Genomic DNA, 14,962 nt, shown 5'->3' with positions numbered 1-14,962 from the left:
TCAGCCGGTCTCCGTCGATGCGACATCCCCGAGCGCGTCCACGACCGCGCGGGCGACCTTGCCGGCTCTGTCCTGATGCTCGGGTTCCAGCTTGGAACTGTCGAAGGTGGCCGAGTCGATCTGGACGACGAGGTTGTCGACGCGTACCCACACGATGCTGTGGGCCTGCGGGAACGTGGTCGACCACCAGTTCTGGGCGAAGGCGCCGTCCCCGACGCCGGAGAGGGTGCGCACGGCCTGGTAGGTCTGGCCGGACCCGCTGCCCTTCTTGGAGGCCTGCGCCTGCCTGCTGCCAGTGAAGATCTTCTGCGCCGCCGCCTCCCGAGCCGAATGCGTGATCTTGATGCTGACGACGTCCTCCTGGACGCCGGTGACCCAGTCACACTTGGTGGTGTCGAGACCGATCGCCCGCCTGCGCACCCCGGGCATGATCTTCGCGGCCTCCTCGTCGCTCACCAGCCGGCAGGCGTTGGGCGCCGAGGCGAAGGCGCCGTCCCCCTTCGCCTCCGGAGCCGGGGTGGACACCGGCGGCTGCGACGGGGCCGGCTCCTGGGCGATCGGCGTGTTCTCAGTGTTTTCGGTGGGCTCAGTGGGCTCGGTGGGCTCAGTGGGCTCGGTGGGTTCGGTGGGCTTGGTGGACGCGTTGACCAGGACCACCGCCGTGACAACGACGGCGGTGGCGGCCGCCAGGCCACCGAGGACGACGGGCAGCCTGCTCCGCCTGGACGTGACCGGCACCGTGGCGGTCATCGCCACTGAGCGGCGCGCGGGCAGGGGAGCGGCGATCGGCCGCAGGACCGCCCTGATCGCCTGGGGGTGCGGGCGCGCGGCCGGGTTCTTGTCCAGCATCGCCGTCAGCAGGCCGCCGAACGGCCCCGCGTTGGCGGCCGGCGGCGGGGGCTGGGTGAGGACCGCCGCGACGATCGCCATGGGGGAGTCACGCTGGAAGGGGCTGTGTCCCTCCGCCGCCGCGTACAGGGTGGCGGCCAGCGACCAGAGGTCGGAGGCCGGTCCCGCGGGCTCGCCGCGCAGCCGTTCTGGCGCGATGTACCCCGGTGAGCCCGGTGTCCCCGCCTGCTCGGCCGCCGCGGTCGCGCTCGGGGTGTCGTCGATGTGCGCGGCGATGCCGAAGTCGGTGAGGACGGCCTCGCCGGAGTCGGTGACGATCACGTTGCCCGGCTTCACGTCCCGGTGCAGGATCCCGCGCCGGTGCGCCGCCTCCAGCGCCTCCAGCACCCGCAGCCCGATGGCGGCGACCTGGCCGGGCGGGAGCCTGCCGTACTCCTTGAGCAGGTCGGCCAGCGACCGGCCGGGGAGCAGGTCCATGACGATCCACGGCTGCCCCTGCTCGGCGATGACGTCGTGCACGGTGATGATCGCGGGATGGTTCAGCGACGCCGCCGCGCGGGCCTCGCGCAGGGTGTCCGTGAGCGCTCTCTCCCTCCTGGCCGGGTCGGCGGGCAGGCGTACCTCCTTGACCGCGACCTCACGGCGCAGCACCACGTCGTGGGCCCGCCACACCGTGCCCGCACCGCCCGCGCCCAGGGGCGCGAGCAGCTGGTATCTCCCGGCGATCACGTGCATGCGTCAGGCCTTGGCGTCGAGGTTCTCGGCGAGGTACTTGATCGCCTTCGCGGTCTTGTCACGCAGCCCCGGCTCCTCGGCGACGTTGCGGGTGAAGCGGACCTCGCCCACCATGTTGCTGGTCCTGAACACCGAGTAGACCGTGAACTTCTTGGTGCTGAACGTGGTCTCCCGCACCTCCCAGCCGGCGGCCTCGTCACCCGCGCCGGGGATCTCGAAGACCTCGCCCTGCTTGGTGCCGCTGCCGCCGCGGCCCGCCTGCGACTCGGCCTTGGCCTTGACGCCCTGTACGTGCTCCTCGGCGAGCTTGGTCTCGTAACCGTCGCCCTGCCGCGGATACAGGAAGAGCGTGAGATAGATCGCGAGCGACTTGTCGTCGCGAGCCTTGCCCCACCCGCATTTGACGGTGGCCTCCGTGCTGCTGGTCGTGTACTTGCCCACGACCTCGGTGGCCTGCTCCCTGGTGAGCAACTGGCAGGGCCGGGGGATCGCGGTGAACGTACCGGGCGTGCGCGCGACGGGCGTGGCGGTGGCGGTGACGGGCGGCGCGGTCGTACTGGACGGGGTGGGCGCGGCGGTGGTCGGCTTCGCCGTGGTGGGCGTGGGCTCGGTGCCTGCCAGGGTGGCGGGCGGGGCGCCGGTCAGGATGAGCGCGACCACCGTGACGAAGATGACGAGCACGGCCGCGGCGGACCCGTACACCGGGAGTTTGGGGAGCACCCAGGACGCCGGGCCCGGCCCCGCGGGCATGGTGGCGGCGGTGACGGGCCGCAGGGCCGCTCTGAGCGCCACCGTGTCCGGGCGCCGCGCGGGGTCCTTCTCCAGCAGGTGCAGGAGCACGGGCGCCAGCGCGCCCGCCCGCCGCGGTGGCCTGGGCGGCTCGGTCATCACCGCGCCGTGCGTGGCCATGGCAGTCGTACGCGAGAACGGAGGCACGCCTTCGACGGCCGTGTAGATCGTCGCTCCGAGCGACCAGAGGTCGGCGGCGGGCCCGGCGGCCCGGCCGGGCTCCTCGGTCAGCGCCTCGGGAGCGGTGAACCCCGGTGTCCCCATCGGCGCGCCGCCCGGCTGCCCGCCGGCCCTGGCGGCGAGGCCGAAGTCGGACAGCAGGATGCGGCCGTCGTCCGCCAGCAGCACGTTGCCCGGCTTGACGTCGCGGTGCAGCAGCCCGCGCGCGTGCGCGGCGGCCAGCGCGGACAGCACGAACAGCCCGATCGAGGCGGCCCACTCAGGCGACAGCGGCCCGCCCGACTTCACGAGCTCGTCGAGCGAGCGGCCCTTGACGAGCTCCATGACGATCCACGGCTCGGCCCCCTCCTCGACCACGTCGTGGATCGCGACCACGGCGGGATGCCTGACCTGGGCCGCGACGCGCGCCTCGCGCAGGGTCCGCGCGCGCAGCCGCGCGTGATCGTCCGGGGACAGGTTCGGCGGCAGGTGCACCTGCTTGATCGCTACTTCGCGGCCGATCGCGGTGTCGTGGGCGCGCCAGACCACGCCCATCCCGCCCCGGCCGAGCTGCGCGAGCAACTGGTAGCGCCCGCCCACGAGTCGTGGCTGGTTCATCGCATCACTCCTGGCGTCCTAGCGCCGCCACGACCCATCGGGCCGCGTCGCGTGCGCCCTTGCGCATGGCCTCGTTGTCGCCGACCTTGCTGATGTCGACGTATCTGATCTCCATCACGACATTGCTCAGGCGGAAGATCACGTCATGCCGCTCCACCTGGCCCTTGGGGTTGACCAGTTCGTAGCTGTACGCCTCGTCCCCGATGCCGTTGACCTCCTGGTACGCCTTGCGCTCCTGCGTGATCGTCTTCTTCAGGTCGATGTCCGGCCAGTTCCACGTGATCTTCGAGCCGGACTCGGCCAGGTTGAGCTGGTTGACGAACTTCTCCGAGGCCTCGTCCATGCTGCGTCCCCAGGCGCTCTCCAGCGGGACCGGCCTCAGCGGAACCACGCCGACGCCGTTGCCGTGCGCCGTCCACGCGCAGCCCTCGTCCTCGCGCTTGCCCCGGGGGGAGGACTTCGGGACCAGCAGGCGCACCTGGGTGGGGGTCATGAGCTTGCACACGTTCACCGGCACGCCGAACTTGGCGGAGGGCGTCGCCGACGGCGTCCGGACGGGGGCGGAGGTGGCGGAGGTGGCGGGGAGCGCGCCGGCGGCCGTCGGCGCCGGCGTGGCCGGCGTCGTGGTCGGCGCCGACCGCGGCAGGAGCGTGACGGTGGTGGCCACGATCGCGACCGCCGCGAGCACGCCGGCGCCGATGAGGACCGGCCCGCGGCTGCTCCCCTTCCGCGGCACGGGCACGGGCACAGGCACGGGCACGGGCATGGTGGTCTGCCGGCCCTCCGCCACCTGCCGCAGCAGGTGGGCCGCCAGCCGCGGATCAGGGCGCTGCCCTGGCTCGCGCGCCAGCAGGTGCATGAGCACCGGGCCGAGGCGTCCGGCGCGCTGGGGCGGCCGGGGCGGCAGGGTCAGGGCGTCACGCAGCACGGCCATGGGCGAGGTGCCGGCGTAGGGAGCCTGGCCCTCGACCGCGGCGTACAGAGTGGCGCCCAGGGACCACAGGTCGGAGGCCGGGCCGCCGCGCTCGCCGCGCAGCCGCTCCGGGGCGATGTAGCCGGGTGAGCCGATGAGCAGGCCCGACTCGGTGATGGTGGCCTGGTCCTCCAGCCGGGCGATGCCGAAGTCGGTGAGCACCACCCGTCCGTCGTCGGTCAGGAACACATTGGCCGGTTTCACGTCACGGTGCTGGATGCCGTGGGCGTGCGCGGCCGACAGCGCGTCCAGCACCCGCAGCCCGAGCGCCGCCACGCGTTCCGGCGCCCACGAGCCTTCGGCGGCCACGGCGTCCTTCAGGTCGCGGCCCTTGAGCATCTCCATGACGATCGTGGGCATGCCGTTGTGGGCGAGCACGTCGTGAATCTTGACGATGTCCGGATGCCGTAGCTGGGCAGCGGCCATCGCCTCACGTATCGACCGCTGCAGCGCCTCCTCGCGCTCGGCCGGGGCGAGCGACGCGGGCAGCAGCAATTCCTTGATCGCGACGTGGCGGTCAAGAAGCTCGTCGTGGGCGAGCCATACCGTTCCCATGCCTCCCTGGCCGAGTGCCTTCAACACCCGATAGCGGCCCGCGATTCTCACTTCACCAACTCCAGGCACGCGGGTAACAGTATTGAGGGTGGCTTTCTGTTCGCTATATTCACGCCGCAATCAATCGAGCACGTCCGAGCACCGGAGCGATGATGACCACAGCACCACCTGTGCCACCTGCGTCTTACTGGCCGGACCAGGACGGCGGACAGCCGGCAACCTCGAAGCTCCCAGGGTGGGCGAAGGGCGTCATGGCCGCCGCCGCGACGGTCGCGGTGCTCGGCGGCGGGCTCATCGCGGTGCGGAACGTGGGCACGCAGCCTCCCGTCGCGCTGCCCCCTGAGCCCGTGGGCAAGGTGGACGTCCCGGCCGCCACGCCCACCGCTGCGCCGACCCTCGCTTCCACCGAGCCGACGGCGCAGGCCTCGCCCTCCTCGACCGTCACCTCCACCTTCCCCCCGCTGCAGGACGTGCCCGAGGTCTGCGACCTGCTCCCCGAGAGCCTGACCTCGCGGCTGGCGCCGCTGAGCGTGTCGGAGCCGGGTGTGTCCAAGGACGGATACGGCGCGAAGCGCAAGGACTGCGGGTGGAACCAGAAGGGCTACAACATGAAGGGCGGCTACAACGAGTCCCGCTCGATCAACGTCAAGGTCAACGTCTTCCCCGACCATGAGTCCGCCCTGGACGACGCCGACTTCATGTGGGACTCGATGCGCGATCAGTCGGGCCAGACCGAGGCCGCTCCACTGAGCACGAAATATGGCGAGATCAAGCAGATCAGCGACCTGGGTGACGAGGCGTACGCGATATACAGCCAGCACACCGTCAGGCGCACGGCGATGGCCTGGATTCTCCTCATCAGAGGCAACGCCACCATCGACATTCATTTCCACGGCACCGACAACAAGGGCCGCGAAATCCTCTCGGACAAGAACAGTCGGCCCGTTTCCGAGGAGAAACTCCTGCAGGGCGCTGAGGAGATCGCGCGGGAGACGCTCAAGGGCCTGACAGGGTGAGAGGCCCTGTTGAAGAGATCGCAGGCCAGAAACATATCGGCCTGCGATTGCAGGTGAGAGCGACGCCGGATCAACCGCAGGGATCGGGACGGACAATGGGAGCGAGCCGGCCGTTTATCGCGCCGCCACTTTCGGTCATCTGAAAGAACTGGTCCAGGGAGGCGAGCGGCTCGTAGGTGTCCCAGGCGAAGAAGAGATAACCGGAGGAGTTCAGCCGGCACATGTCCCGCTGCAGATCCCGCATCGCGTACGCGGCCTTGGTGATGTCGTTGTCGTAATGCGATTTCAGAGCGCCGAACTCACCCACGATGTAGGGGTCCTCGCGGCTGTCCATGGCGTGCAGGTCGAGCACGGCAGGCCCCGCGGCCACGACAAGTACAGCCGTCAGCGCGCCGATCGTAGCGGCGAGCCTTCGTGACCGTGGTTTCCTGGTTGCCATATCGCCTTCCTGCGTCGATCACATGGGCGGAAGGGATCAGCGTGCCAGCCGGCGCCTTCACAACGGCTTCACGCCGAAAGGATGACGCCCCTTTTCACAGATCGACGGTCATACCGTCGTGGGCGGCCGGATGGCCGGCGTCCGCCGCTGCCGAAGGCGTCTCCGCTGCCGATGAAATGTACCTTCATGGTCAGTAGTGGTGCGACACACGGTAGGTGCCCTGCAACCATCGGGGGTGCTGCTCCCGGGTGTTCAGCGCGCGTTCGTACGCCGCCGCCATGACGAACTCCTCGACGCCGACGCCCGCGGCCCGCGCCGCCGCGGCGATGACGTCGTACCGGGCGGGATCGGTGAATCGCAACTGAAGGTCGGTCATGCACACCACCGTAAGGTCAGGCGGGCGGATCAGGCACTGCGGCGCCGCGCTGGAAGGCCGCCGCGAAGGCCTCCCGGCCCAGGGCGGACGTGGCGGCCTCCGTGACGCGGTCCACGTCGCCGCGCTCCGCGGGCGGAAGCGGGGCGTCCGCGCGGCGCCGGGCGGCGTCGGCCGCGCCGAGCAGCAGGGCGGCCCGGCCGGGGTCCCCGGACAGCACCGCGACGCCGGCCAGGCCCTCCAGGGACAGGGCCAGCGCCCTGGGCTCCGCGATGGCGCGGGCGACCTCAAGGCCGCGCCGGTGGTGCGCCTCCGCCTGGGCCGCGTCGCCGCGCAGTTCCGCGGTGAAGCCCAGCTCGGCGTGGAGCAGGTGCTCTCCGACCGCCGAGGAGACGTACTGGTCACGCAGACGGATCAGGTACGCCTCGGCCGCGTCGAGGTCGCCGGAGCGGCGGGCTCCGAGCGCGAGCCCCATCATCGCGTGGACCTCGCCGTAGACATTGCCCTCCTGCTCGCGGGCCAGCAGACGGGCCCGCTCGTGCAGGTCGCGGGCGCGCTCCCAGTCGCCGGTGAGCAGCGCCAGCCGGCCGAGCCCGGAGTGGCGGGCGGAGATCTCACCCGTCAGGCCCAGCTCCTGGGCGATGCGCAGCCCTTCCCGCTGACGGCGCTCGGCGTCGGCGTAGTCGCCCCGGATCTCGGCCAGCATCGACAGCGGCGCCACCGGCTGCGACTCTCCCCAGCGGTCGCCCAGCTCGCGGAAGATCTCGGCGCCGCGCAGGCCGTCGCGGGCGGTGGCGTCGAGGTCGCCGCGGTTGAGCGCGTGGTGGGCCCGCAGGCTGAGCGCGGCGGCGACGCCCCACTGGTCGCCGGCGGCGGTGCAGAGGTCGAGGGCGTGTCCGGTCAGCTTCTCGCTCGCCGCGGAGTCGCCGGTGTTGAACAGGGCGTAGGCGTACAGCCAGACGGCCCGGCCGCGCCGTACAGGGTCGGGGATGTCGCTTTCGAGCGGCTCCCGCGCCTCGGAGGGTTCACCGGACAGCAGCGCGAACGCCCCGCGTACGACACGCAACTCGGCATCCTCAGGGGCGGCGGCCAGCACCGAGGACAGGGCGCGATACCCCTCACCCAGGCGGCCCCGCAGCAGCCACCACCACGACAATGCCGCGGCCAGCCGAACGGCACGGCCCGGGTGGGCGTGCGGGATCGCCTCCTCCGGTGGGGCGGCGTGGCTCGGGTGGGCGTGCGGGATCGCCTTCTCCAGCGCGGCCCGTAGGTTGGCGGCCTCGGCGTCGAGGCGGCCGAGCCAGGCCCGCTGCCCGGCGCCGCGCAGGTGCGGCTCGGCCCGCTCGGCCAGGTCCAGGTAGTGGCGCAGGTGCCGCTCCCGCGCGTCGTCCAGATCGTCGCTCGCGCGCAGGCGTTCCATCGCGTACGCGGCCACCGATTCGAGCAGCCGGTACCGGGTGCCCGCCGGTCCCTCGACCATGGCGACCAGGGACCGGTCGACCAGGCGGGTCAGCAGATCGAGGACGTCCTCTGGGGCCACGGTGTGCCCGGCGCACACGGCTTCGGCGGCCTCCAGCGTGCAGCCGTCGCGATGCACCGCCAGGCGGGCGAGCACGGCGCGCTCTGGCGCGGTGAGCAGGTCCCAGCTCCAGTCGATCACGGCGCGGAGGGTCTGCTGGCGGGCCGGGGCGCCTCGCTGCCCGGTGGTGAGGATGCGGAAGCGGTCTTCGAGCCGGGCCGCCAGTTCGCGTACGCCGAGGCCGCGGACCCGGGTGGCGGCCAGTTCGAGGGCGAGGGGGATGCCGTCGAGGCGGCGGCAGATCTCGGTGACGGCCGCGCGGACCTCCGGAGCGCCGGCGTCGAGCCGGAACCCGGGGGCGGCGGCGGTGGCGCGCTCGGTGAACAGGCGGACCGCGGCATCCTGGGGCAGCGGCTCCACCAGGTGCAGGGCCTCGCCCGCCAGCCCGAGCGGTTCACGGCTGGTGGCCAGCACGCGCAGGCCGGGCGCGGCGCGCAGCAACAACTCGGCGAGCCCGGCCGCGGCCTCGACGACGTGCTCGCAGTTGTCGAGGACGAGCAGCGTCCGGCGCTCGCGCAGCGCGGTGACCAGCCGCTCCACGGACGACGCCAACCCCCGGCGGGCGGGGGCGTCGTCTCTGATGCCGAGTGTGGCGGCGACCACCTGGGCCAGTTCATCGGGTCCGCCCCGCTGCGCGGCCAGCTCTACCAGCCACACCCCGTCGGGCACGTCCTCGGTGGCGAGCCGGGCCGCGGCCTCGATCGCGAGCCGGGTCTTGCCCACCCCGCCCGGCCCGATGAGCGTGACCAGCCGCGCGCCTCCGATGAGCGTGTCCAGTTCGGTGAGGGCGGCATCGCGGCCGATGAGCCCGGTGAGCGGGGCGGGCAGGTTGGACCGGACGACGGCCTCCGGGGCGAGCGACGGGTCCTGGCGGAGGATCGCCTGGTGGAGCGCGGCCAGCTCAGGGCCGGGGTCGAGGCCCAGCTCCTCGGCCAGGCGCCTGCGCAACTCCTCGTACGAGGCCAGCGCCTCGCTCTGGCGGGAGGCCGCGTACAGGGCGCGGAGCTGGACACCGCGCAGCCGCTCGCGCAGCGGGTGCCGGGCGACCAGCTCGGCCAGTTCCCCGGCGAGCGCGGTGTGTTCACCCGCCTCCAGGCGGGCAGAGGTCTGCTCCTCCAGGGCGGTCAGCCGCTGCTCGGCCAGGCGCTCGGCCGCCGCGCGCACGAAATGTTCGTCGGCGAAGTCCGCGTAGGCGGGGCCGCGCCAGATCGCCAGCGCCTGCCCGAGCACGGCCGCCCGCGCCCGCGGATCGGCGACGGACCCGGCCCGCTCCACCAGGTTCATGAACTGATCGGCGTCCACCTCGTCGCCGTCGAGCCGCAGCCGGTACCCGGCCGCCTCGTACGTCACCCGGTCGCGCCCGATGGCCCGGCGTAGCTGGGAGACCTTGGCCTGCAGGGCGTTGGCCGGATTGCCCGGCAGGTCCTGGCCCCACAGGTCGTCGATGAGCCGGTCGGCGGAGACCGGCCGCCCTTCGTGGACGAGCAGATCGGCGAGCAGCGCCCGGACCTTGGTCTCGCTCACCCTGACCGGCCGCCCGTCGCCGGTCGCCACCGTGAGGGGACCGAGCACTCCGAACCGCATGAAAGCACCGTACCGACCGCTGATGGGAGGCCGTCAGCGGGGCGTCAGCGCACCCGAAGCGGCGCGGCGCACAGTCGTGGTCGTAGCAAGCGCCGATGAGGAGAACACGATGAGCACCACCCTGCTGCAACCGGCCCGCCTCGGCCCCCTGAGCCTGCCCAACCGGCTGGTGATGGCGCCGATGACGCGCAACCGCGCCGCCGCCGACGGTGTGCCGCTGCCGATCATGGCGACCTATTACGCCCAGCGCGCGTCGGCCGGGCTGATCGTCGCCGAGGCCACCACGCCGAACGCGGTCGGCCAGACCTACCCCAACATCCCCGCCATCTTCGACCCGGCGCACGTGGCCGGGTGGCGGCAGGTCACCGATGCCGTACGCGCCGCCGGCGGCCGGATGTTCCTGCAGTTGCAGCACGGCGGCCGCATCGGGCATCCCGAGACCAGCGGGCTGACTCCGGTGGCGCCCTCGCCGATCCCGCTGCCTGGCACCATCTTCACGCCGTCAGGGCACCGGCCCGCCGTGATGCCCCGCGCGATGACGGCCGCCGAGATCCGGGACACGGTGGCCGACTTCGCCGCCGCTGCCCGCAATGCCATGACGGCCGGGTTCGCCGGGGTCGAAGTGCACGCGGGCAACGGCTACCTGCTGCACCAGTTCCTGGCGACCGGCACCAACCACCGCACCGACGCCTACGGCGGCCCCGTGGCGAACCGCATCCGGTTCGTGACCGAGGTGGTCGAAGCCGTCGCCGACGCCATCGGCCCGGAGCGGGTGGGCCTGCGCGTCGCGCCAGGGGTGACCGCCAACGGCATGCAGGAGGACGATCCCGAGGCCGTCTACCCGGCGCTGCTGGGCGCGCTGGCCGGGCGTGGCCTGGCGTACCTGCACGTGGTGTTCAGCGACCCGGACCAGCAGCTCTTCCGTGACCTGCGCGCGGCCTGGCCGGGCACGCTGGTCACCAACCCGCGCCTGCCCTGGCCGGGGCCGCTGCCGGCCGACGGCGGCCGGCACGAGGGGGAGCGGCTGCTGGCCGCCGGAGCCGATCTGCTCGCGCTCGGCCGCGCCTTCCTGGCGAACCCCGACCTGGTCGAGCGCCTGAGCCAGGGTGCTCCGCTCAACCCGGTACGTGAGGGACACCTGATGTACGTGGGCGGCGAGACGGGCTACACCGACTACCCGACGCTCGACGGCACTGAGAAACCCGCTCAGTAACTGGGCGGGGTCGCCGCGATCAGGAAGTCGACCGGCTCCTCGCCCGGGTTGAGGTAGCGGTGGGGGAGCGAGGAGTCGAAGTAACAACTGTCGCCCTCCTCCAGCAGGTGCTCCTCCCCCGCCACCTCCACGACCAGCAGCCCCCGCAGCACGAGCACGCACTCCTCCGAAGGATGCGCCCACGGCTCGGCCGCCGACGACCCGCCGGGCTCCAGCCGGCCCTCCAGGACCTCCAGCCGCCCGTGCCCGGGGGAGACACGGGTATAGGTGACCCCGCCGGTCGGGGATCTGACCAGCATGCGCTTGTCCTGCCGCACCACGGCCACGGCGGCCACGTCGGGCTCCTGGAACAGGCTGAACAGCGGCAGATCCAGCACCTTGGCGATCTTCCTGAGCGTCTCCAGGCTGGGGTCGGCCAGGTCGCGCTCGACCTGGCTGATCAGCCCGCTGGACACGCCCGCCGCCGCGGCGAGCTGCGCGAGGGTCAATCCCCGTTCGGTACGGAGCTTCCGCATCCTGGCGCCTATCACCCCCGGATCCTATCGGGCGTTAATGACGTTGAACTCATATTGACCTGGTTAAATCCCGCCGATAGTGTGCCCGAAATGTCGTCCACGTTGAACGCCACCCAGTTCCGGGCCGAGTTCCCCTCCCTGGCCGACTCCGTGCACCTGGCGAGCTGCAGCCAGGGCGCGCTGTCGTCGCGGCTCACGTACGCGCTGCAGGAGATCGGTCACTCGTTGCGGGCCGAGGGCGCCCCCTGGGAGACCTGGATGGCGCAGGTCGGCCAGGCGCGGGAACGCTTCGCCCGGCTCATCGGCGCCGAGCCCGGCGAGGTGGCCGTGTTGTCGTGCGCGTCGGAGGCCGCCTTCCAGGCAGCCGCGTCGCTCGACTGGTCGCGCCGCCCCGGCATCGTCACCAACGACCTGGAGTTTCCCTCGATCGCGCACGTGTGGCTGGCCCAGCGCCGGCGCGGCGCCGAGGTGCGGGTGGCCGCCGACACCGGCGAGAACGTCCCGGCGGAAAGCTACGAGAAGGTCATCGACGAGAGCGTCGGCCTGGTCTCCGTGCCGCTGCACACCTACCGCAACGGTGCCCGCCTGCCCGTCGAGGACGTCGTGCGGCTGGCACACGACCGGGGCGCGCGCGTGTTCGTGGACGCCTACCAGGGCACCGGCGTCGTCCCGATCGACGTCAAGCGGCTCGGCTGCGACTATCTGGCGTCCGGGTCGCTCAAATACCTGCTCGGCCTGCCCGGCATCGCGTTCCTGTACGTCCGGGGCGGCATGGAGCAGCAGCGCGAGCCCGAGCTGACCGGCTGGTTCGGCCGTACGCAGCCGTTCGCCTTCGATCCCCGGCTGCTCGACTTCCCCGGCGACGCCCGGCGCTTCGAGACCGGCACGCCGCCCATCCCGTCCGCCTACGCGGCCAACGCCGGGTTCGACCTCATCGAGCGGACCGATCCGCACGCCGTACAGGAGCATGTGTCCGCCCTGGTCGAGGAGCTGGTCGAGCGGCTGACGGCGGACGGTGAGCGGGTGGCGAGCCCCGCCGGGGCGCGCGGCCCCCAGGTCGCCATCGCCGACGACGACCCGAACACGCTGGCCGCCAGGCTGGCCGAGCGCCGCATCTGGACCGCGCCGCGCGGCGACCTGCTGCGGCTGTCCTTCCACTTCTACAACGACCGGTCCGACGTGGACGCGGCCGTCGAAGCCATCAGGGCCTGCCGCAGGACCTGATCACCCCCCTGGAAGAGGTCTTCCGTGGACAACGAATCCGGGCTGCAGCGCCGCCTGACAGGGCGCCAGCTCACCATGATCGGGCTCGGCGGCGCGATCGGCACCGGGCTGTTCCTCGGCTCCAGCCTGGCGATCTCCCAGGCGGGACCGGCCACCATCGTGGCCTACGTCATCTGCGCGGGCGTGGCGCTCGTGATCGGCTGGGCGCTGGCCGAGATGGTGGTGGTCCATCCGGAGGCGGGCGCGTTCGGAGTGATCGCCCACCGGTATCTGGGGCCGTGGGCCGGGTTCGTGGTCCGCTGGACGTACTGGACGATCCAGGTCATCGCCATCGGCGGCGAGGTCATCGCGGCCGGGATCTACGTGCAGTTCTGGTGGCCGTCGCTGCCGCTGTGGCTGCCGGTCACCGTCTTCTCCGCCGTCGTGCTGGTCACGAACGCCGCCGCGGTCAAGCTGTTCGGGGAGGTGGAGTACTGGTTCGCGATGATCAAGGTGGTGGCCATCATCGTGTTCATCCTGCTCGGCGTGGTCCTGGTGACCGTCGGCCTGCCCGGCGCGGAGGCCACCGGCGTCTCCAACCTCACCGCGCACGGCGGCTTCCTGCCCAACGGGACGAGCGGGCTGTTCCTGGCCATGGTGTTCGTGCTGTTCAGCTACATCGGCACCGAGGTCGTCTCGGTCACCGCCGCCGAGTCGGAGAACCCGGAGCGCGACATTCCGCGCGCCGCCCGCCGCATGGTCACCCGCCTGGCGCTGTTCTACGTGCTCGCCATCGCGATCGTCCTGACCGTGGTGCCGTGGACCACCACCGCCCAGGGCGGCTCGGTCACCCAGAGCCCGTTCGTGAGCGTGTTCTCGGCCGCCGGCATCCCCGCCGCGGCGACCATCATGAACTTCGTCGTGCTGACCGCCGCCCTCTCCAGCGCCAACACCAACCTCTACCTGACCACCAGGATGATGCACTCGCTGGCCGCCAACCGCTACGCCCCGGCCTGGACCGGCCGCCTCAGCGCCTCCGGCGTGCCGCGCAACGCGCTCGCCCTCTCCGCGCTCGGCCTGGCGCTGGCCGCGGGCGTCTCCGCGGCCAGCGAGAGCGGGGCGTATCTCGCGCTGTTCGGGGTGTCGGTGTTCGGGGCGCTGGTGGTGTGGCTGCTGATCCTGCTGACGCACCACGCCTTCCGCCGCACCCGCGCCGCCCAGGGGCTGCCGCCGTCGCCGGTCCGGCTCTGGGGCGCGCCCGTCACCTCGGGGGTGGTGATGATCTTCCTGGCCGCCGTACTCGTGTCGACGCTGTTCATCGAGCCGCTGCGGCCGGCGTGGTGGGCCGGCGTGCCGTTCTTCGTGATCATCAGCGTGGTGTACTTCGCCATCTCCCGTCAGAGCGTCGCGCCCGGGCGATCGGCTTCTGGTGAGCGATGATGATCAGAAAGTAGCGGAAGCCTGACGGGAGTCATTCCATGCAGATCGGTGTCGTCTTCCCCCAGACCGAGCTCGGCGGCGACGTGGGCGCCGTGCGCGCCTACGGGCAGGGGGTAGAGGAGCTCGGCTACCGGCACGTCATGGCCTTCGACCACGTCGTCGGCGCCGACCCGGCGGTCCACCAGGGCTGGGACGGGCCCTACGACGTGCGCACGACCTTCCACGAGCCGATGGTCATGTTCGGCTATCTCGCTGGGATTACCTCGCTGGAACTCGTCACCAGCATCATCATCCTGCCCCAGCGGCAGACGGTCCTGGTGGCCAAGCAGGCGGCGGAGGTCGATCTGCTGACCGGCGGCCGGTTCCGGCTGGGAGTGGGGCTGGGGTGGAACCGGGTCGAGTACGAAGCCCTCGGCCAGGACTTCGCCACCCGGGGCAGGCGCATGGAGGAGCAGGTCGAGCTGATGCGCCGGTTGTGGACCGAGCCGTCGATCACGTTCGAGGGCGCCTTCGACCGGGTGACGGGAGCGGGACTGGCGCCCCTGCCCGTACAGCGGCCGATCCCCGTGTGGTTCGGCGGTCAGTCGCCGGCGGCCTACCGGCGGATCGGGCGCCTGGCCGACGGCTGGTTCCCGCAGTTCGCACCCGGTGACAAGCTCGACGAGGCCAAGGCCCTCGTCGAAGAGGCCGCCAGGCAGGCCGGGCGCGACCCGTCGGTGCTCGGCATGGAGGGCCGCGTCGAGTGGCGGGGCGACGCGGACGATCTGCACGAGCTGGCTCGCCGGTGGCGGGCGTCCGGGGCCACGCACATCGCCGTCAACACCATGCGGACCGGCCTGCGCTCGGTGGATGAGCACCTCGCCGCGCTGGAGCGCGCCGCCGAGATCCTCGGCCTGCGCAGGCAGGCCCACGATCGGTGACA

The 14,962-nt window shown here is 72.1% G+C and carries 12 protein-coding genes; 5 read left to right on the top strand and 7 right to left on the bottom strand.

Features of this window, described 5'->3' with window-relative positions; all coding sequences use genetic code 11:
* The 3 genes from ACFPZ3_RS37495 to ACFPZ3_RS37485 are packed head-to-tail and all read right to left on the bottom strand — an operon-like array spanning window position 1 to window position 4,705.
* Window positions 1-1,584, bottom strand: a complete 1,584-nt coding sequence (locus ACFPZ3_RS37495) for a serine/threonine-protein kinase (protein WP_379519079.1) — start codon at window positions 1,582-1,584, stop codon at window positions 1-3.
* Between the two features lie 3 nt (window positions 1,585-1,587).
* The gene (locus ACFPZ3_RS37490; protein ID WP_379519078.1) at window positions 1,588-3,150 is read right to left on the bottom strand and encodes a serine/threonine-protein kinase; all 1,563 of its coding nucleotides are present in this window, start codon (window positions 3,148-3,150) and stop codon (window positions 1,588-1,590) included.
* A gap of 4 nt (window positions 3,151-3,154) precedes the next feature.
* Window positions 3,155-4,705: a serine/threonine-protein kinase gene (locus tag ACFPZ3_RS37485; RefSeq protein WP_379519228.1), complete on the bottom strand. Its 1,551-nt coding sequence runs from the start codon at window positions 4,703-4,705 to the stop codon at window positions 3,155-3,157.
* Between the two features lie 224 nt (window positions 4,706-4,929).
* Here ACFPZ3_RS37485 and ACFPZ3_RS37480 point away from each other — a divergent pair, with 224 nt between their 5' ends.
* Window positions 4,930-5,694, top strand: coding sequence for a hypothetical protein (locus tag ACFPZ3_RS37480; protein WP_379519077.1), 765 nt, complete (start codon window positions 4,930-4,932; stop codon window positions 5,692-5,694).
* A 70-nt stretch (window positions 5,695-5,764) separates the two neighbouring features.
* Here ACFPZ3_RS37480 and ACFPZ3_RS37475 read toward each other — a convergent pair whose 3' ends face one another.
* From ACFPZ3_RS37475 to ACFPZ3_RS37465, 3 genes are all read right to left on the bottom strand, one after another.
* Entirely contained in the window at window positions 5,765-6,133 is a 369-nt protein-coding gene (locus tag ACFPZ3_RS37475) for a hypothetical protein (protein WP_379519076.1), read from the bottom strand.
* 190 nt (window positions 6,134-6,323) lie between these two features.
* Window positions 6,324-6,509, bottom strand: coding sequence for a type II toxin -antitoxin system TacA 1-like antitoxin (locus ACFPZ3_RS37470; protein WP_379519075.1), 186 nt, complete (start codon window positions 6,507-6,509; stop codon window positions 6,324-6,326).
* 16 nt (window positions 6,510-6,525) lie between these two features.
* Window positions 6,526-9,669, bottom strand: a complete 3,144-nt coding sequence (locus ACFPZ3_RS37465; protein ID WP_379519074.1) for an AfsR/SARP family transcriptional regulator — start codon at window positions 9,667-9,669, stop codon at window positions 6,526-6,528.
* A gap of 109 nt (window positions 9,670-9,778) precedes the next feature.
* On the opposite strand from ACFPZ3_RS37465, the gene ACFPZ3_RS37460 reads away from it, so the two are divergent.
* A complete protein-coding gene (locus ACFPZ3_RS37460; RefSeq protein WP_379519073.1) occupies window positions 9,779-10,882 on the top strand; it encodes an alkene reductase in 1,104 nt (367 codons plus the stop codon).
* Here the strand turns inward: ACFPZ3_RS37460 and ACFPZ3_RS37455 are convergent.
* Window positions 10,876-11,397, bottom strand: coding sequence for a helix-turn-helix domain-containing protein (locus ACFPZ3_RS37455; RefSeq protein WP_379519072.1), 522 nt, complete (start codon window positions 11,395-11,397; stop codon window positions 10,876-10,878). The genes ACFPZ3_RS37460 and ACFPZ3_RS37455 overlap by 7 nt on opposite strands.
* A 90-nt stretch (window positions 11,398-11,487) precedes the next feature.
* Between ACFPZ3_RS37455 and ACFPZ3_RS37450 the strand changes: the two genes are divergently transcribed.
* From ACFPZ3_RS37450 to ACFPZ3_RS37440, 3 genes are read left to right on the top strand one after another with little or no spacing between them, the layout of a single operon-like run.
* Window positions 11,488-12,621, top strand: a complete 1,134-nt coding sequence (locus tag ACFPZ3_RS37450) for an aminotransferase class V-fold PLP-dependent enzyme (protein WP_379519071.1) — start codon at window positions 11,488-11,490, stop codon at window positions 12,619-12,621.
* A gap of 24 nt (window positions 12,622-12,645) precedes the next feature.
* Window positions 12,646-14,040, top strand: coding sequence for an amino acid permease (locus ACFPZ3_RS37445; RefSeq protein ID WP_379519070.1), 1,395 nt, complete (start codon window positions 12,646-12,648; stop codon window positions 14,038-14,040).
* 38 nt (window positions 14,041-14,078) lie between these two features.
* Window positions 14,079-14,960 (top strand): LLM class F420-dependent oxidoreductase, encoded by an 882-nt coding sequence (locus ACFPZ3_RS37440; RefSeq protein ID WP_379519069.1) that lies wholly within the window; start codon window positions 14,079-14,081, stop codon window positions 14,958-14,960.
* Window positions 14,961-14,962: the final 2 nt, after the last annotated feature.

The sequence above is a fragment of the Nonomuraea insulae genome (assembly GCF_042656245.1).
Note: the sequence above shows the minus strand (reverse complement) of the source record. Positions and strands in the feature narration are given on the sequence as shown.